The following is a 17009-nucleotide window of genomic DNA, read 5'->3' on the forward strand; positions in this document are numbered from 1 at the left end:
CCGCGCCCCTCCGCGCGCCCGGTCAGTGACCGCGCCGCCGCAGCACCGAGCCGGATCTGCCCTTGACCACCTCGAGCTGGGCGTGGATGCGGCGGCGCAGATCGGGGACATGGCTGACGATGCCGACGCTGCGGTCCCGCTCGCGCAGCGAGTCGAGCACGTCCAGGACCTCGTCCAGGGTCTGGTCGTCGAGGCTGCCGAAGCCCTCGTCGATGAAGAGGGTGTCCAGCCGCACTCCTCCCGCCTCGTCGGTGACGACGTCCGCGAGGCCGAGCGCGAGCGCGAGGGAGGCGAAGAAGGTCTCGCCGCCGGACAGGGTCGCGGTGTCGCGTTCGCGGCCGGTCCAGGCGTCGACCACGTGCAGGCCGAGACCGCTGCGGCCGCGCCCGGTGCGGTCGTCGGAGTGGACGAGGGTGTAGCGGCCGGACGACATGCGCCGCAGCCGTGCGGTCGCCGCGGCGGCGACCTGTTCCAGCCGGGCGGCGAGCACATAGGACTCCAGGCGCATCCGGCGTTCGTTGTCGGCGGAGGTGCCGGCCGCGAGGGCGGCCAGCCGGGCGACCCGGTCGTACTCCTCGCGCAGCGGGGCGAGCCGGCGCACGCCCTGCGCGGCGCGCGCGGAGAGGCGGTCCAGTTCGGTGCAGCGGCGGGCGGCGGCGTCGCACGCGGAGGCGGCGGCGCGCAGCCGTTCGGCGGCCGCGGCGGCGGCTCGCTCGGCGGTGGCGAGGTCGGCGGGCGGCCGACGGTCGGCGGCCGCGGCGTCGGTCTCGGCGAGCACCGCGCGGACGGCGGCTTCCTCGGCCTGCCAGGCGTCCAGGCGCCGTTGCAGCTCGCGGTGCTCGAGGTCGGTGAGCAGCGCCTCGGCGGCGGCCTGCGGGGTGTCGAACCCGGCGCGGAACGCCGCGTCCGCGAGTCGCGCGTCGGCGTCCTTGAGCCGCTGGGCGGCGTCCTCGGCGGCGCGTACGGCCTCGGCGGCGTCGGTGAGCAGGGCGGCCCGGCGCTCCAGCTGCGCGGCGCGCGCGGCGACGCTGCCCGCGGCGCCCCGGGCCTGCGCCAGCTCCTCCTCCAGCAGCGCCCGTTCCCGCTCCAGGCGCTCGCGGTGGCCGACACGGGCGGCGGCGCGCACGGCTGCCTCCTGCCGGTCGGCGCTGCGGCGCTCGCGTTCCTGCTCCGCCGCGCGCAGTTCCTCCTGGGCGGCGTGCAGCGCGGAGGCGTCCCGCCGGGCCGTGGCGAAGAGGCGCTCCACCTCGTCGGCCTCCCGGGCGAGCCGGTCGGCCGGGTCGTCGCCCGCCTCGGCGGTGGCGGCGGCCAGCGCCTCGCGTACGGCGGCCAGGTGCCGTTCGGCGTCGCCCTGCCGCTGCTGTGCCTGCTGGTAGGCGGCCAGCGCCGCCTCCTCGGCCTCCCGGTCGACGTGCCCGGCGTCCTTGCGGGCGGGCGCGGGGTGCTCGGTGGCGCCGCACACGGCGCAGGGCTCGCCGTCGGTGAGGCGGGCGGCGAGTTCGGCGGCGATGCCCTCGAGCCGCTGTTCCTTGACGTCGAGCCAGTGCTCCTTGGCCGCGAGCACGGCCTGCCCGGCCCGGCGGGCCAGGTCGGCCGCCGTCGCCGTCTCCTCGGTGAGCCGGTCGCGTTCGCGGGCGGCGCGCAGCCTGCGCCGGGCGGGCTCGCGCCGCTCGGCGAGCTGCTCGGCCCGGGTCGCGGCCTCCTGGGCGGCGTCGATACGGCTCTGCAGGCCGGCCCGGGTCTGCTGCCACCCGGCGAGCCACTGCTCGGCGTCGGCGAGGACGTCGTCGTCGGCGCGCTCCTGGCGGTCCAGCCCGGCGCGTTCGGCGAGGAGTGCGGCCAGGCGCTGTTCGGCGCGGCGGGCGGACTCCAGCCCGCCCAGTTCCTCGGCGGCCCGGCGCGCCGCGGCGGCGAGCCCGGCCGCCCCGGCGTCCGCGTACGTCTCGGGCAGCAGGGCACGCGCGTGTGTCTCCTGGCGGGCGCAGCGGTCGTGCTCGGCCTCGGCGTCGTCCCGCAGCTGCAGCGCCGGGGCCACTGCCTCCGCCTTGCGGGAGCGCTGCATGCGCGCCTGTGCCGCGTGGTAGGCCCCGGCCCGCTCCTCCAGCAGCCGGGCCCGCTCGCGGGCCTGGGTGAACCGGGCCTGGAGCCGGGCGAGTTCGCGCGTGTCCTCCAGTGCGCGGCCGGCGGCGGCCTGCGCGGACTCGGCGGCCGCCAGGCGGCAGCGGGCCACGGCGAGCTGCTCGCGGGCGGTGGAGCGGGCGACGGCGGCGGCGCTCAACACGGCGTCGGCCAGGCCCGGCTCGCCCGGCGTCAGCTCGGGCAGCTCCATGGCGTCGCCGGCGGCCTGCTGCATGCGGTGGGCGTCGGCGAGCAGCGCCGCGTCACCGTCGCGCACGCGCGCCTCGGTGGTACGGCGGCGCTCGGCGAGCCGTTTCTCGACGTCGGCGAAGCGCTGGGTGTCGAAGAGCCGGCCGAGCAGGCGGCCGCGGGCCTCGGCGTCGGCGCGCAGGAAGCGGGCGAAGTCGCCCTGGGGCAGCAGGACGACCTGGCAGAACTGCTCGCGGCTCATGCCGAGCAGCTGGGTGATCTCCTCGCCGATCTCCTGGTGGGAGCGGCTGAGGTCCTTCCAGGCGCCGGCCACGGAGTCGTACTCGCGCAGCCAGGTCTGCGCCTTGTCGACCGTGCTGCCCTTGCCGCGCAGCTTCGGGCGCTCCCACGGCGGCTGCCGGGTGATCTCCAGCCGCCGGCCCGCGACCGTCAGGTCGAGGGTGACCTCGGTGCGGGTGCGCGGGTCGGCGTGGTCGCTGCGCAGGGCCATGCCCTGGCGGGCCCCCGGCACGGAGCCGTACAGGGCGTAGCAGACGGCGTCGAGCACCGACGTCTTGCCGGCGCCCGTCGGGCCGTGCAGCAGGAAGAGACCGGCCGCGGAGAGGGCGTCGAAGTCGACGCTCTGTTTGCCGCCGAACGGCCCGAAGGCCGTGATGTCCAGCCGGTGCAGTCTCACCGGGCCCCCTCCCCCGCCATCGCCTCACACAAGCCCGCCGTCACCACGGGCCGGCCACCCGTCTCCGCGCGCCGGCCGCCCGTCGCGGCATGGGTTCCGGCCGTCACCGCACGCTCGCTCATCGTGCGGCCTCGCGCACCGTCGCGTCGGCGCGCGCGGTGTCGAACGCTTCGTGCAGGACGGCCTGTTCGTCGGCGTCCGGCCCCGCGCCGCGCACATGGGCGACGAAGTCCTCCGCGATCTGCTGGTCGCTGCGTCCGGCGAGCCGGCGGGCATAGGTCACCTGGTCCTCGGGCACCCGCTCGGGTGCGAAGACCAGGCTGAGGGTGTGCGGGAAGCGCTCGGTGAGCCGGGCCATGGGGTCGGCGGGGCGGACCGCGTCGGTCAGGGTGGCCTCGACCCACGCCTCCTCGTGCCGCTCGAGGCCGGGGTCGGCGAGCAGTTCCTCCAGGGTGCCGCGCAGCCGGGCGAGCGGGCGCGGCACCGGGCAGTCGATCCGCTCGGCGGTGAGCGCGCCACCCTCGCCGAGGTCGATCAGCCACATGCTCTTGCGATGGTCGGCCTCGGAGAAGGAGTACGCGAGCGGTGAGCCGGAGTAGCGCACCCGCTCGGTGATGGTCTGGCAGCCGTGCAGATGGCCGAGGGCCGTGTAGTCCACCCCGTCGAAGACGGCTGCGGGCACCGCGGCGACCCCGCCGACGGTGATGTCCCGCTCGCTGTCGCTGGCCTGGCCGCCGGTGACGAAGGCGTGCGCGAGGACGACGGAGCGGGTGCCGGGCGCGCGGCCGGCGAGGTCGGCGCGGACGCGGTCCATCGCGGCGGCGAGCACCGCCTCGTGACCCGCCTTCTCGACCCCGAACTCGTCCTTGACCAGGGCCGGTTCGAGGTACGGCAGCCCGTAGAGGGCGACGTCGCCGAACGCGTCGCGCAGCACCACCGGGACGGCGCAGCCCGCCGGGTCGGTGCGCAGGTGTATGCCGGCGCGGTCGATGAGTCCGGCGCCCACGCCGAGGCGGCGGCCGGAGTCGTGGTTGCCGGAGATCATCACCGTGGGCACGCCGAGACCGGCGAGCCGGTGCAGGGCGTCGTCGAACAGCTCGACCGCGGCGAGGGGCGGCACCGCGCGGTCGTACACGTCTCCCGACACGACCACCGCGTCGACGCCGCGCTCGCGCACGGTGGCGACCAGGTGACCGACGAAGGCGGCCTGGGCGTCGAGCATGTTCACCCGGTGGAACGCCCGGCCGAGATGCCAGTCGGAAGTGTGCAGCAGCCTCATGATCCCCGAGACTAACGGCCGGGTCTGACATCACGGGCGGTTACTCCCGTAACGGCCCGCCATGACCGTTCCCCAGCAGGCCAGTTACATCCTTTTTGCCCGAATTGTCAGGCGTCCCCGTACGCCTCCCCGCCCAGTTCGAACCCGGCTGTGCCCGCCGTCACGTCCGCCAGCCAGGCGCGGAAGGCGTCCACGTCCGCGTCCGGCAGAGCGATCTCGATCGTGACCTCCTCGCCGTAGCGCACGTCCCGCACCTCGCGGCCGGTGGCCCGCAGGTCGTTCTGCACCTTGCCGGCCCGCTGGTGGTCGACGGTCACGGTGGCCAGGCGGAACCGCCGGCGGGTGATCGTCCCCAGCGTGTCCAGGGCCTCGCCGACCGCGCCGCCGTAGGCGCGGATCAGTCCGCCGGCGCCCAGCTTGACGCCGCCGTAGTACCGGGTGACGACGGCGACGACATAGCGCATGTCGCGGCGCAGCAGCATCTGGAGCATCGGCACGCCCGCGGTCCCGCCGGGCTCCCCGTCGTCGCTCGCCTTCTGGGTGGAGGCGTCGGCTCCGATGACGTACGCCCAGCAGTTGTGGGTGGCGTCGGCGTGCTCCTTGCGGACCGCGGCGATGAAGGCCTGTGCCTCCTGCTCGGTGGCCGCCGGGGCCAGCGCACACAGAAAGCGGGAGCGGTTGACCTCGGTCTCGTGCACCCCGGCGCGGCCGATCGTGCGGTACTCGTCCTGCATCCGGCCAGCCTATGCGCACGGCGGGACGCGCTCGGCCGCGCTACTTCCCCGCGCCCCGGGGCACGGTCACCGAGGTGAGCAGGGCGATGCCCGGGGCGAGGCGGGACCAGTGGGGGCCGTGCCAGGTCAGGACGGCGATCGCCGAGGTGGGGAACTTCACCCGGACCCGCTCCAGGGTGTCGTCGACACAGTCCGCGGCCAGCGCCAGGACGAGGTCCTCGAGGCCCGGGTTGTGCCCGACGAGCAGCAGGGTCTCAACGTCGGGCGGGGTCTCGCGGGCGACCGCGAGCAGGTCGGCCGCGTCGGCCGCGTAGAGGCGTTCGTCGTGGCGCACCGGCGGTGGGGTGCCCCACTGGGTGGCCGCGAGCTCCCAGGTCTGCCGGGCGCGCAGCGCGGTGGAGCACACGGCGAGGTCCGGCAGCAGGTCCGCCTCGGCGAGCGCCCGGCCGGCGGCGGGGGCGTCGCGCCGGCCGCGCTTGCCGAGCGGGCGGGCGTGGTCGGGGACGCCTTCCGGCCACGCCGACTTCGCGTGCCGCAGGACGACCAGCCGGCGCAGCGGCCCGGCACCGGAGCGCGCGGCGGTCACCCCGGCCGCCGCGCGCTCACACCGCCCCCAGATCGCGGGCGAGGTCGAGGCCGAGCAGCCGGTCGGCGTAGACGTACGTCTCGAAGCGGGCGCCCTCCGGAAGCTCGGGCCCGGCCGCCTCCACCCGGCGCAGCACGTCCAGCACGGCGGGCATGTCCAGGTCGTCCTCCCACGCGGTGCGCAGGTCGCCGCGCACGTCCTCGGGGACGGGCCGCGAGGGGTGGCGCGCCCAGTCGGCGACGGCGCGGCGCCAGCGGGTGAGGGTGCCGCGGGCGGCGGCCAGGGTGTCCGGGTCCAGCCGGGCCGGCGCGGTGCGTGGCTCGGACAGCAGCGCGAGGCGTACAGCCGCGGGGTCGCCGTCGCTCCGCAGGCAGTCGGCGGGCAGGGCCGCCGGCGTCACGGGTCCGACGGCGAGCCGGACGCCGTCGGGTGCGTCACCGCCCTCCGCCACGACATGGATGACCTGGGCCTCGCCCAGGCCGGCCCCCACGTCGTGGCTGTCCTCCAGCGGTCTGATCCCCAGGGCCGACGCGCTCGCACGCAGCTCCGCCTGCCCGCCGCGGCCGGCCAGCAGCGCCCACACGGGCGTGCCGCCCAGTTCGAGGGCGCGCACGAGCAGGTCGGTGACGAGCAGGACCCGCAGGGACGCGGAGTCGTGCGCGGGCGCGTGCGCCTCGATGCGGGTCAGCCCGCGGCGCACGGGCGCGGCCTCGAGGGTCCTGCCGGTTCGGGCGTCGGTGATGCGCAGCACGCAGCGAGCCTAGGCCCGTCGCCGTCCGCGCGCAGGTGGAATCCCGGCCGCCCCTCGTCGGTTGTCGTTCGCAGAACCGTTTCCTTTCCCTTTCCGAGACCGAGGGAGGCCGCCGGTGCACGGCGACGAGGCAACCATCCGCACGATCCTCACCGAGCTGGGCGACACCTGGGCCGTCGTCGGCCTGTCCGCGAACCGCGACCGCGCCGCGTACGGCGTGGCGCAGGTGCTCCAGCGGTTCGGGAAGAGGATCGTGCCGGTGCACCCGAAGGCGGAGACGGTGCACGGCGAGCAGGGGTACGCCACGCTCGCGGACATCCCCTTCGACGTGGACGTCGTCGACGTCTTCGTCAACAGCGACCTGGCCGGGGGTGTCGCGGACGAGGCCGTCGCCAAGGGCGCCCGGGCGGTCTGGTTCCAGCTGGGGGTGATCGACGAGGCCGCCTACGCGCGCGTGAGCGACGCGGGCCTGGAGATGGTGATGGACCGCTGCCCCGCCATCGAGATCCCCAGGCTGCGCTGACCGTCGGGGCCCCCGCCATAATGACGGCGTGACCCCCGACTCCCCTGACATACAGCACGTTCCCGTCGTCGTCGTGGGCGCCGGACCCGCCGGCCTGACGGTCGCCAACCTCCTCGCGGCGGCGGGCGTGCGCTGCGTGGTGCTGGAGACCGAGACCCGGCAGTTCGTCGAACGGCGGCCCAGAGCGGGGGTCCTGGAGGAGTGGGCGGTCCGGGAGCTGGACAAGCGAGGCCTCGGCGAGAGGCTGCTGGGCGGTGCCCAGCGGCACACGGCGTGCGAGTTCCGCTTCGACGGCGGCCGCCACCGCTTCGCCTACGGTGAGCTGACCGGGCGTCATCACTGGGTGTATCCGCAGCCCATGCTGGTGAGTGACCTGTTGCGCGCCTACGCCGACGAGCGCGGCGGGGATGTCCGGTTCGCGGTGCGCGACGTCGCCGTCCACGACGTGGACTCCGACCGGCCGTCGGTGTCGTACACCTGTGGCGACACGGGTGAACGCCGGTTGCTGCGCTGCGACTTCGTCGCCGGGTGCGACGGGGCGCGCGGGGTGACGCGGGCGGCACTGGCGGGCGGCCGGGCCCGGGTGGCCCGGCACGACTACGGCATCGGCTGGCTGGCACTGCTCGCCGAGGCGCCGCCGTCCACGGACTGCGTGCTGTTCGGCGTCCACCCTGAGGGATTCGCCGGGCAGATGCCGCGCAGCCCGCGGATGACCCGCTACTACCTGCAGTGCCCGCCGGGCGACGACCCGGGGAACTGGTCGGACGCGCGCGTGTGGGACGCGTTGCGGCTGCGGCTGGCGGCCGAGGGGGCGCCGGAGCCGGTCGAGGGGCCGCTGATCGAGAAGCGCGTGCTGGACATGCACGACTATGTGGTGGAGCCGATGGCGTCCGGCCGGCTGTTCCTGGCCGGGGACGCCGCCCATCTCGTCGCGCCGATCGCCGCCAAGGGCATGAACCTCGCGCTGCACGACGCGTTCCTGCTCGGCGACGCGCTGGTCGCGCGGCTGATGAGGGGCGACGACAGCGGGCTCGCGGGCTACTCCGAGGCGTGTCTGCGCCGGGTGTGGGACTACCAGGAGTTCTCGCAGTGGCTGTCCGAGGTGTACCACGGAGCGGCGGCGGGCGACGCGTTCCGCGCGGGCACCTCGCTGGCCCGGCTGCGGCGTCTGTTCCGCTCGCCGGTGGCGGCCGCCGCGTTCGCGGAGCAGTACCTGGGCGGCGCGGAGCACTACTGAAGCGGCCCAGCGCCGCTCACCCCGCGGAGCGCTGCCGACTTCTGTGGCTCAGTCGTGCGGGGGCCGGTCGGTGAGCCGGTGGTCGGCGACGCTGAGCGCCTCGTCGACCAGGCGCCGCAGATGGCCGTCGCGCAGGGCGTAGATCACCCGGCGTCCCTCCTTGCGGGTGGTCACCAGTCCGGCCAGGCGCAGCCGGGCCAGATGCTGGCTGACCGCCGGGCGGGCGGCCCCGCACGCCTCGGTGAGCGTGGTGACGTCGGCCTCCTCGGTCGCCAGGGCGTGCAGCAGCGCCAGCCGGGTGCGGTCCCCGAGCAGCGCGAGCAACTCGGCCGCGAGCGCGAACTGTTCCTCGCCGGGGGTGCGCGGGTGCGCATCGTTCGCAGATGAGAGGTGCATGCGTGCGCTCATACGCACATAATGGCGCCGTGGACGGGGTACGTCCACCTCCGCACACCGGAAGGGGACAGGCGTGAGCGACCGGCACCACCACGAGCACCGGCCCGAGCGGCACGGCGAGCACCCCCACCACCACGGCCACGGCCACGGCGACAGCCACGAGGGGCACGCGGGCCACCCGCAGGCGGGGCACGCACCTCACCGGCACCCGGGCCCCGGCCTCCGCCACCGCCTCGCCCATCTCCTCACCCCCCACTCCCACGAGAGCGCCGACAAGGTGGACGCCGCCCTGGAGTCCTCCGCCCGCGGGATGCGCGCGCTGTGGGTCTCGCTGGCCGTGCTCGGGGTGACGGCGCTCGCGCAGGCGCTGGTGGTGGCGGTGTCCGGGTCGGTGGCGCTGCTCGGCGACACGGTGCACAACGCGGCGGACGCGCTGACGGCCGTACCGCTCGGGATCGCGTTCGTGCTGGGCCGCCGCGCCGCCACCCGGCGCTTCACCTACGGCTTCGGGCGCGCCGAGGATCTGGCCGGACTGGTGATCGTGCTGACCATCGCGGCGTCGGCGGCGTTCGCCGGGTGGGCGGCGCTCGGCAGACTGCTCGATCCGCGGCCCGTGTCCCATGTCGGTGCGGTGGCGGTGGCCGCCCTGGTCGGGTTCGCCGGTAACGAATGGGTGGCCCGGTACCGGATCCGGGTGGGACGGGAGATCGGCTCGGCCGCGCTGGTCGCCGACGGGCTGCACGCCCGCACGGACGGGTTCACGTCGCTGGCCGTACTGGCGGGTGCCGGGGGCTCGGCGCTGGGCTGGGACCTGGCCGACCCGCTCGTGGGACTGGCGATCACGGCCGCGATCGCACTGGTGCTGCGGGACGCGGGCCGCGAGGTGTTCCGGCGGATGCTGGACGCCGTCGACCCGGCCCTGGTGGACCGGGCGGAGGCGGCGCTCCGCACGGTGTCCGGCGTACGTGAGGTGGGCGAGTTGCGGCTGCGCTGGATCGGGCACCGGCTGCGGGCCGAGGTGGCGGTCGTGGTGGACGGCGAGGTGTCGGTGCGCCGGGCGCACGCGATCGCCGTGGACGCCGAACACGCGCTGCTGCACGCGGTGCCGCGGCTGACGGCGGCCCTGGTGCACGCGGATCCCGCGCCGGTGCCGGGCGAGGCGGACCCGCACCTGGCGCTGGCCCACCACGCCCGGGCCGCCTGACACCGGGGCGGTGGCGGCTCAGGCGACGTCCGGGCCGCCTGACACCGGGGCAGCGGCGGCTCAGGCGACGCCCAGCCCCTCCAGCACCACCGCGCCGGGCAGTTCGGCGAACGCCTTGCCCGGTACCAGCAGCTTGCCGCGCCGCCGCCCGCTGCCGACCAGCACGTACGGCAGGTCGACGACGGCCGCGTCCACCAGCAGCGGCCAGTCGGCGGGAAGTCCGACGGGCGTGATGCCCCCGTACTCCATGCCGGTCTCCCCGGTCGCCGTGTCCATGGACGCGAAGGACGCCTTGCGCACGCCGAGGTGGCGGCGGACGACGCCGTTGACGTCGACGCGGGTGGTGGACAGGACGAGACACGCGGCGAGCGTGGTCTCGCCGCCGCGCTTGCCGGCCACGACGACGCAGTTCGCGCTCTGCTCCAGCAGCTCACGGCCGTAGTGCTCGACGAAGACGGCGGTGTCGGCCCACTGCGGGTCGGTGTCGACGTGGACGATCTGCTCGGCGGGGACGCTGCCGCGCCAGTTCCGTACGGCGTCGGCGACGGGGCGGACCAGCTCGTCGAGGCAGTCGGGGGCGGGGGTGGCCTGGTCGAAGTGTCCGATGGGTGCCTGCATGACCGCACGCTAGCAAGTGGGGCGGCCGCGGCGCGGGGGCGTCTCAGCGCACGGGCGGCACCGAGACGGCCATGATCATCTCCATCGGCTCGTCGCCGTCGTTGCCGTAGGTGTGCGGGGTGTCGGCCTCGAAGGAGGCGCTGGCTCCGGCCGGAACGCGGTGGGCGACACCGTCCACGGTGAGGGTCAGTTCACCCGCGGTGACGTGTACCAGCTCGACCGTGCCGGCCGGGTGCGGGTCGGACGGGCTGGACTCGCCCGGCATCAGCCGCCAGTCCCACATCTCCAGCGGGCCGGGGGCCTCGGCACCGGCGAGGAGGCGGTTGTAGCTGCCCGCCTCGGTGTGCCACAGCCGTACGGCCTGCTCCTCGGGGACGATCCGCACCGTCGGGCCCTGCTCGTAGTCGAGCAGGGTGGTGATGCTGATGCCCAGCGCGTCGCCGATCTTGACGACCGTGCCGATGCTCGGGTTGGTGCGGGCCTGCTCGATCTGGATGAGCATGCCGCGGCTGACGCCGGCCCGTGCGGCGAGCGCGTCGAGGGTGAATCCGCGCTCGGTGCGCCAGCGCTTGACGTTGCGCGCCAGGGACTGGGTCAGCAGGTCGAGGTCCGACACATTCCGTCCAATATCCGAGAAGTCAAATATTCTGAATGACAGAGTTCACTGCGCTGAACTACGGTGGGTTGCACCCGATCGTTCACCGAACTGTACTGCGAGGCGTCCCGTGACAGCATTCTTCGCCCTGGCCACCAGCCTCCTGTGGGGCCTGGCCGACTTCGGCGGCGGCGTGCTGACGCGACGCGCACCCGCCCTGACCGTGGTGGTGGTCTCGCAGACCGTCGCGGCAGCCGTTCTCGGTGCGATCGTGGTCGCCACGGGCGGCTGGAGCGAGGCCGGACCGCGGCTCTGGTTCGCCTTCGCGGCCGGGCTGGTGGGTCCGGTGGCCATGATCTGCTTCTACCAGGCGCTCGCCCGCGGCCCGATGGGCGTCGTCTCCCCGCTCGCGTCGCTGAGCGTTGCCGTGCCGATCGGCGTCGGGCTGGCACTCGGCGAGCGGCCCGGTTGGATGCAGGCGGCGGGTGCCGCCGTCGCCGTCGCCGGTGTCGTCCTGGCGGGCGGACCCCAGCGCAAGGGGGCACCGGTGCAGCGGCAGACCATCGTGCTGACGCTGGTCGCGGCGCTCGGCTTCGGCGCGGTGTTCGCGCTGATCGCGGAGGCGTCGACCACCGTCACCGGTCTGTTCCTCGCGCTGTTCGTCCAGCGGCTGACCAACGTCGCCGCGGGCGGCGCCGCGCTGTACGTCTCGGTCAAGCGGGGCGCGCCCGCGCTGCCCGAGGGCCGCTTTCCGTGGGGTGCGCTGCCTGCGCTGGCCTTCGTCGGACTGGCGGACGTCTCCGCCAACGGAACCTACTCGGTCGCCGCCCAGCACGGCCCGGTCACCGTGGCCGCGGTGCTCGCCTCGCTCTACCCGGTGGTGACCGCGCTCGCCGCCCGCGGCTTCCTGCGCGAACGCCTGCGGGGCATACAGACGGCGGGAGCGGGACTCGCACTGCTGGGCACGCTGCTGCTGGCGACGGGCTGAACCCGTCGCCACGACGTCGGACACCCGTCACCGGCAGGCCGCGCGCACCGGCGCGGGCATCCGCAACCCGCAGGGCGCCTGCTCCGGCGCGGGCACCAGCAGGCCGCCCGCGGGCCGTCCGCGATCAGCGGGCCGCCCGCGGCTCAGGCATCCGCAGGGCGCCCGCGCTCAGGCGTCCGTCTCCAGACGCGCCAGGCCCGCCGCCTCTTCCTCGTCCAGTTCGGCGAGGCGCGCCGCCGTCTCCTCGTCCATGCCGGACAGTGCGCGTAGCTGCTCCGGCGTGACCCCCTCCGGTATGGGCACCGGGGCCGGAGTGCGCAGCGGCGGCTGCCAGCCGTCCTCGGGCGTCCAGCGGCGTACGACCCGGGCGGGCGCGCCCGCCACCACCGCGTGGTCGGGGACCGTGCCGCGGACCACGGCGCCCGCCGCGACCACGACGTTGCGGCCGATCCGTGCGCCCGGGAGGATCACCGCGCCGGTGCCGATCCAGCAGCCCGGTCCGATCTGCACCGGCTCCATCCGCGGCCACTGCCGTCCGATGGGCTCGTGCGGGTCGTCGTAGGAGTGGTTCGTGGACGTCACGTACACATACGGCCCGAAGTAGCAGTCGCTGCCGATCGTGACGGTGGTGTCGGCGATGACGTGGCTGCCGCGGCCCAGCACCACGCCGTCACCGAGGCGCAGGATCGGTTCGGGGCCGAGGTCGAGGTCGGGCATCAGACCGGCGGTGAGGGTGACCTGCTCACCGATGATGCAGTGGGAGCCCAGATGGATCCACGGCTCACCGAAGACCGTACCCAGGGGGAAGGCCAGCCTGGTACCTGTTCCCATCGCGCCGAAGCGGAAGCGCCCGGGGTGCTCCGCCGTCACCGAGCCGGTGCGCTGGACCCAGGCCCAGCCGGCGTGGACGGCGCGCTGCGCGACGCGGCGCCGCCAGGACGAGAACGTGTTCTTGCGCATAAGCACCCGCTCACCGTAAACCTCGCGCCGGGCGCCCCTCACGTCCATGCCCTGTGATCTTCACCCCACCGGGTGGCGTACGGTGCTCCCGGACGACGATCGAGGAGGCACCCATGACGCACCAGGCGTTGATCACCGGCATCGGCGGCAAGGAACCGAAGGTCGCGGACGAGGCGTTCGTGGCGCCGACGGCCTCGGTGATCGGCGACGTCACGCTGCGGGCGGGGGCGAGCGTCTGGTACGGCGCGGTGCTGCGGGGCGACGTCGAGCGGATCAGCGTCGGCGCGCAGAGCAACATCCAGGACAACTGCACCCTGCACGCCGATCCCGGTTTCCCGGTCACGATCGGCGAGCGCGTCTCGGTGGGCCACAACGCCGTCGTGCACGGCGCGACCGTCGAGGACGACTGCCTGATCGGCATGGGCGCGACGGTCCTGAACGGCGCGGTGATCGGCGCCGGCTCGCTGGTCGCGGCGCAGGCTCTGGTACCGCAGGGGATGGTCGTACCGCCGGGGTCCCTGGTGGCCGGCGTCCCGGCGAAGGTGCGGCGGGAGCTGAGCGAGGAGGAGCGGCAGGGAGTGACGCTCAACGGAACGATGTACGCCGAGCTGGCGAGGGCGCACGGGGACGTGCACGGCTAGGGCGGGACATCCGGGGGCGCGGGGAACCGCGCGAGAGCCACAGGCGGCCCTGGGCCGGCGTCAGTCGACCGTGACCACGGCCTTCTCCGCCTCGGCGTCCCGCGCGGCGACCCGCGCCTTGCGCTTGAGGATCAGCATCGAGGCCAGGCCGATCAGTACCGCGAGGACGAGGCCCAGCCAGGAGAACTTCTTCAGCCAGGACTCGGCGACGACACCGACGTAGTAGATGACGGCGGTCGTGCCGCCCGCCCAGACGACCCCGCCGAGGAAGTTCGCCGTGAGGAACTTCCAGTACGGCATGTGCAGCACACCCGCGAGCGGCCCGGCGAAGATGCGCAGCAGGGCCACGAAGCGGCCGAAGAAGACCGCCCACATGCCCCACTTCTCGAAGGACCGCTCGGCGGTCGCGATGTGGCCCTCGCTGAAGTGCTTCGGGAATTTCTTCCCGAGCCAGGCCAGCAGCGGGCGTCCGCCCTTGCGGCCGATCGCGTAGCCGATGGAGTCGCCGATCACGGCTCCGGCGCTGGCGCATGCGCCGAGCACGACGGGGTTGATGCCGCCGCTCTGCGAGGACAGCAGCGCCGCCGAGACGAGGACGATCTCGCCGGGCAGCGGGATGCCCAGACTCTCGAGGCCGATGACGAGGGCCACCATCGCATAGACGGCGCCGGCCGGTACCGTGTCGAGCCATTCCTGGACGTGCACTGCCGGTCCCTCCCGTTTCCGCTGCCCTGCCTGTCCCCGTGCGCGCCGCGAAGGCGCACGTCGGGAAGCCTACCGGGTCGGCGGGCGACGGCGTCGAGCCGTGGGATCGCGCCCGCGGCACCGGGCGGGCACCGGCGCTCTCACCCGCTGACCACCGCGCTGGTGCGCAGCCGCAGGTCACGCGACGAGGCGCCGATCCACACCGTGCGGCGGCCGGTGCCGAGCACCCAGTCGTGGCGGGCGGTGTCCCAGCACGACAGGGTGCGCGGGGCGACGCGCACGGTGACCCGGCGCCGCTCCCCCGGCGCCAGGGTGAGCCGCCGGTAGCCGCCCAGCAGCCGCACCGGCTGGTCGAGCGACAGGTCCCGGGACGGTCCGACGTAGACCTGCGGCACGTCGATCCCGCTGCGCCGGCCGGTGTTGCGGACGGTGAAGACCACCTCGAGACCGTCGCCGGTCCAGCGCGCGGCCGGATCGCCGTAGACGAAGGACGTGTACGACAGTCCGTGGCCGAAGGGGAAGAGCGGGCGCACGCCCGCGGCGTCGTACCAGCGGTAGCCGGCGTGGACGCCCTCGGAGTACTCCTCGACGCCGTCCGCGCCCGGGTAGCGGCGGGGGTCGCCGGCGACGGGATGGTGGTCGTCGTCGACCGGGAAGGACTGGGTGAGCCGGCCGCCGGGGTCGCAGTCGCCGAAGAGGACGGCGGCGGTGGCGGCCGCGCCCTCCTGGCCGGGGTAGTACATCTGGAGCACCGCGCCGGTGCGCTCCAGCCAGGGCATCGCGGTGGCGGCGGAGGTGTTCAGGACGACGGTGGTGCGCGGGTTGGCCGCGGTCACGGCCTCGATCAGCCGGTCCTGGTGGCCGGGCAGGGCGATGGTGGTCCGGTCCTGGCCCTCGGTGGCGTCCTCGTAGGCGAACAGGACGACCTGGTGGGCGGCGCGCGCGGCCCGTTCCGCCTCGGCGACGTCCGCGGCCCGGGTGGCGCCGGTGCTGTGCCGCAGCCGGAACCGCAGGCCGGCCGTTCCGCCCTGTGCGGTGATGCGCAGCCGGTGGGCGCCGGCGGTGAGGCGGAGGGTCGCGCGGCGTACGGCGAGGCCGTCGGGGGCGGTGCCGAGCAGCCCGCCCACGAAGGCCTCACCCCAGCCGGACGCGATCGGGAACAGTTCGGCGCCGTCGAGCCGCACCTTCGGCCGGCCGGTGGGGGGCCCGGAGAAGTGGAGCACGAAGGTCCACTCGTCGTCCTCGGCGACGCTCAGGGTCCCGTCGTACGTCCAGGCCTTCCCGGCGTCGACCTGTGTGCCCTCGGTGGTGAAGCCGGGGGTGAGCGCGTGTGCCGGGAGCGGCTTGCCGAACACGTCCTCGCCGAGGGCGTACGTGACCTCCCCGGCGGCCCGGGACCGCAGGGCGGCCAGCGGGCTGTCGGCATGGTCGGGGGCGACGTGGGCGCTGCCACCGCCGCTGACGAAGGGCAGGGCGCCGGTCGGGCCGATCACCGCGACGCTGCCGGCGGCGAGCGGGAGGGTGCCGTGCGGGTTGTGCAGCAGGGTGGCCCCGGCCTTGGCGACCTCCAGGGCGACGGCGGCGCCCGCCGGGGCGTCCCGCTCGGGGCGGGGCGGCGCGCTGCCGTCGAGCAGCCCGAAGCGGTCCATGACGGCCAGGACCCGGCGTACGGCGCGGTCGACGTACGTCTCGGAGACCCGGCCGTCGCGGACCGCCGTCCGCAGCGCCGCACCGAAGTACGCGCCGTTCGGCATCTCCATGTCGAGCCCCGCGGTGAGGGCCTTCTCCGTGCTGTGCGCGGCGTACCAGTCCGTCATCACCCAGCCGTCGAAGCCCCACCGCTCGCGCAGGATGTCGGTGAGCAGGGTCTTGTTCTCGCAGGCCCAGGTCCCGTCGACCTTGTTGTAGGCGCCCATCACGGCTCCGGCGCCGGCCCGTACGGCGGCTTCGAAGCCCCGCAGCTCGACCTCGTGCAGGGTGCGTTCGTCGACGCGTACGTCGACGGACATGCGGTCCTTCTCCTGGTTGTTCAGCGCGAGGTGCTTGACCGTCGCGATGAGCCCCTCGCGCTGGATGCCCTCGATCTCGGCGGCGACGAGGTCGGAGGCGAGCAGCGGGTCCTCGCTGAACGTCTCGAAGTTGCGCCCGGCGTACGGGGTGCGGATGAGGTTGACCATCGGGGAGAGCAGGACGTCCTGGCCGAGGGCGCGGCCCTCGCGGCCGATGACCCGGCCGTAGCGGCGGGCCAGCTCGGGGTCGAAGGCGGAGGCCAGGAGGACGGGGGCGGGCAGCGCGGTGGCGTGCCGGGTGACGCGGACCCCGGCCGGGCCGTCGGCCAGGCGCAGCGGCGGGATGCCGAGGCGGGGGACGCCGGGGACGTAGCCGGCCTCGCCGAGGGTGTCGGGGTCGGTGGCGCCGTGCAGCAGGCTGATCTTCTCGTCGAGGGTGAGCGCGCCCAGGAGGTGGTCGACGCGGCGGCCGTGGGTGCGGGCGCCGGATCTGTTCCGCGCGGCGGCGCGGGGGGCGAGGGAGAGGGATCCGGCGGCCGCGGCGACGACCGCGATCGTGCCGCTCAGCAGGGTCAGGGCGGACCGCCGGGGGACCGTGTCGGACATGGGCCGTCGCTCCTTCGGTGCACGGGCACGACGAGGGCGTCCGGTACGCATGGTGACGAACCGTCAGAAATGCCGTGCGCGTCGGCAACGTACGGCTCGGGATGGACCGAGTCAACGAGGCGAGGCGGGTCGACGCCGGATGGCGACGGCGGGGCGGGGAGGGAAGGAGGGGC

16 protein-coding genes are annotated in these 17009 nt (G+C 75.0%); 5 read left to right on the top strand and 11 right to left on the bottom strand.

Annotated features, from left to right (window positions below):
• Positions 1 to 22: 22 nt before the first annotated feature.
• From AB0E88_RS09455 to AB0E88_RS09475, 5 genes are all read right to left on the bottom strand, one after another.
• The gene (locus tag AB0E88_RS09455; protein ID WP_361626496.1) at positions 23 to 3004 is read right to left on the bottom strand and encodes an SMC family ATPase; all 2982 of its coding nucleotides are present in this window, start codon (positions 3002 to 3004) and stop codon (positions 23 to 25) included.
• A gap of 118 nt (positions 3005 to 3122) precedes the next feature.
• Positions 3123 to 4283 carry an exonuclease SbcCD subunit D gene (locus AB0E88_RS09460; RefSeq protein ID WP_361626499.1) on the bottom strand — a complete coding sequence of 387 codons (1161 nt, stop codon included), beginning with the start codon at positions 4281 to 4283 and terminating at the stop codon, positions 3123 to 3125.
• Positions 4284 to 4390: 107 nt separating this feature from the next.
• Complete coding sequence (locus AB0E88_RS09465) at positions 4391 to 5017, bottom strand: YigZ family protein (RefSeq protein ID WP_361626502.1); 627 nt, start codon at positions 5015 to 5017, stop codon at positions 4391 to 4393.
• 40 nt (positions 5018 to 5057) lie between these two features.
• The gene (locus AB0E88_RS09470; protein WP_361626505.1) at positions 5058 to 5603 is read right to left on the bottom strand and encodes a histidine phosphatase family protein; all 546 of its coding nucleotides are present in this window, start codon (positions 5601 to 5603) and stop codon (positions 5058 to 5060) included.
• A gap of 16 nt (positions 5604 to 5619) precedes the next feature.
• Positions 5620 to 6354, bottom strand: a complete 735-nt coding sequence (locus AB0E88_RS09475; RefSeq protein ID WP_361626508.1) for a hypothetical protein — start codon at positions 6352 to 6354, stop codon at positions 5620 to 5622.
• A 115-nt stretch (positions 6355 to 6469) separates the two neighbouring features.
• Between AB0E88_RS09475 and AB0E88_RS09480 the strand changes: the two genes are divergently transcribed.
• Positions 6470 to 6877 carry a CoA-binding protein gene (locus AB0E88_RS09480; protein ID WP_361626511.1) on the top strand — a complete coding sequence of 136 codons (408 nt, stop codon included), beginning with the start codon at positions 6470 to 6472 and terminating at the stop codon, positions 6875 to 6877.
• A gap of 28 nt (positions 6878 to 6905) precedes the next feature.
• A complete protein-coding gene (locus AB0E88_RS09485; protein WP_361626514.1) occupies positions 6906 to 8114 on the top strand; it encodes a 4-hydroxybenzoate 3-monooxygenase in 1209 nt (402 codons plus the stop codon).
• A 48-nt stretch (positions 8115 to 8162) separates the two neighbouring features.
• On the opposite strand, the gene AB0E88_RS09490 is transcribed toward AB0E88_RS09485, so the two are convergent.
• Entirely contained in the window at positions 8163 to 8522 is a 360-nt protein-coding gene (locus tag AB0E88_RS09490) for a metalloregulator ArsR/SmtB family transcription factor (RefSeq protein ID WP_361626517.1), read from the bottom strand.
• 61 nt (positions 8523 to 8583) lie between these two features.
• Between AB0E88_RS09490 and AB0E88_RS09495 the strand changes: the two genes are divergently transcribed.
• A complete protein-coding gene (locus AB0E88_RS09495) occupies positions 8584 to 9714 on the top strand; it encodes a cation diffusion facilitator family transporter (RefSeq protein ID WP_361626520.1) in 1131 nt (376 codons plus the stop codon).
• A 60-nt stretch (positions 9715 to 9774) separates the two neighbouring features.
• Here the strand turns inward: AB0E88_RS09495 and AB0E88_RS09500 are convergent, their stop codons facing one another.
• Both AB0E88_RS09500 and AB0E88_RS09505 read right to left on the bottom strand, forming a co-directional pair.
• Positions 9775 to 10332 (bottom strand): YbaK/EbsC family protein, encoded by a 558-nt coding sequence (locus AB0E88_RS09500; RefSeq protein ID WP_361626523.1) that lies wholly within the window; start codon positions 10330 to 10332, stop codon positions 9775 to 9777.
• A 43-nt stretch (positions 10333 to 10375) separates the two neighbouring features.
• Entirely contained in the window at positions 10376 to 10948 is a 573-nt protein-coding gene (locus tag AB0E88_RS09505) for an XRE family transcriptional regulator (RefSeq protein ID WP_361626526.1), read from the bottom strand.
• A gap of 109 nt (positions 10949 to 11057) precedes the next feature.
• Here AB0E88_RS09505 and AB0E88_RS09510 point away from each other — a divergent pair, with 109 nt between their 5' ends.
• Positions 11058 to 11915, top strand: a complete 858-nt coding sequence (locus AB0E88_RS09510) for an EamA family transporter (RefSeq protein WP_361626529.1) — start codon at positions 11058 to 11060, stop codon at positions 11913 to 11915.
• A 168-nt stretch (positions 11916 to 12083) separates the two neighbouring features.
• Here AB0E88_RS09510 and AB0E88_RS09515 read toward each other — a convergent pair whose 3' ends face one another.
• Entirely contained in the window at positions 12084 to 12881 is a 798-nt protein-coding gene (locus AB0E88_RS09515) for a DapH/DapD/GlmU-related protein (protein ID WP_361626532.1), read from the bottom strand.
• A 107-nt stretch (positions 12882 to 12988) separates the two neighbouring features.
• Between AB0E88_RS09515 and AB0E88_RS09520 the strand changes: the two genes are divergently transcribed.
• Positions 12989 to 13516, top strand: coding sequence for a gamma carbonic anhydrase family protein (locus AB0E88_RS09520; protein ID WP_361626535.1), 528 nt, complete (start codon positions 12989 to 12991; stop codon positions 13514 to 13516).
• Positions 13517 to 13576: 60 nt separating this feature from the next.
• Here the strand turns inward: AB0E88_RS09520 and AB0E88_RS09525 are convergent, their stop codons facing one another.
• Positions 13577 to 14221 (bottom strand): DedA family protein, encoded by a 645-nt coding sequence (locus AB0E88_RS09525; RefSeq protein WP_361626538.1) that lies wholly within the window; start codon positions 14219 to 14221, stop codon positions 13577 to 13579.
• A gap of 140 nt (positions 14222 to 14361) precedes the next feature.
• Positions 14362 to 16836 (bottom strand): beta-glucosidase, encoded by a 2475-nt coding sequence (locus AB0E88_RS09530; RefSeq protein ID WP_361626541.1) that lies wholly within the window; start codon positions 16834 to 16836, stop codon positions 14362 to 14364.
• Positions 16837 to 17009 lie beyond the last annotated feature (173 nt).

The organism is Streptomyces sp. NPDC028635 (genome assembly GCF_040637635.1).
In the GTDB taxonomy this organism is placed as follows: Bacteria; Actinomycetota; Actinomycetes; order Streptomycetales; family Streptomycetaceae; genus Streptomyces.

What these genes read in the sequence shown, in the direction of transcription:
- AB0E88_RS09520 (WP_361626535.1), top strand. Translation starts at nt 12,989, where the DNA reads ATGACGCACCAGGCGTTGATCACCGGCATCGGCGGCAAGGAACCGAAG.
- AB0E88_RS09490 (WP_361626517.1), bottom strand. Translation starts at nt 8,522, where the DNA reads ATGAGCGCACGCATGCACCTCTCATCTGCGAACGATGCGCACCCGCGC.
- AB0E88_RS09530 (WP_361626541.1), bottom strand. Translation starts at nt 16,836, where the DNA reads ATGTCCGACACGGTCCCCCGGCGGTCCGCCCTGACCCTGCTGAGCGGC.
- AB0E88_RS09500 (WP_361626523.1), bottom strand. Translation starts at nt 10,332, where the DNA reads ATGCAGGCACCCATCGGACACTTCGACCAGGCCACCCCCGCCCCCGAC.
- AB0E88_RS09460 (WP_361626499.1), bottom strand. Translation starts at nt 4,283, where the DNA reads ATGAGGCTGCTGCACACTTCCGACTGGCATCTCGGCCGGGCGTTCCAC.
- AB0E88_RS09465 (WP_361626502.1), bottom strand. Translation starts at nt 5,017, where the DNA reads ATGCAGGACGAGTACCGCACGATCGGCCGCGCCGGGGTGCACGAGACC.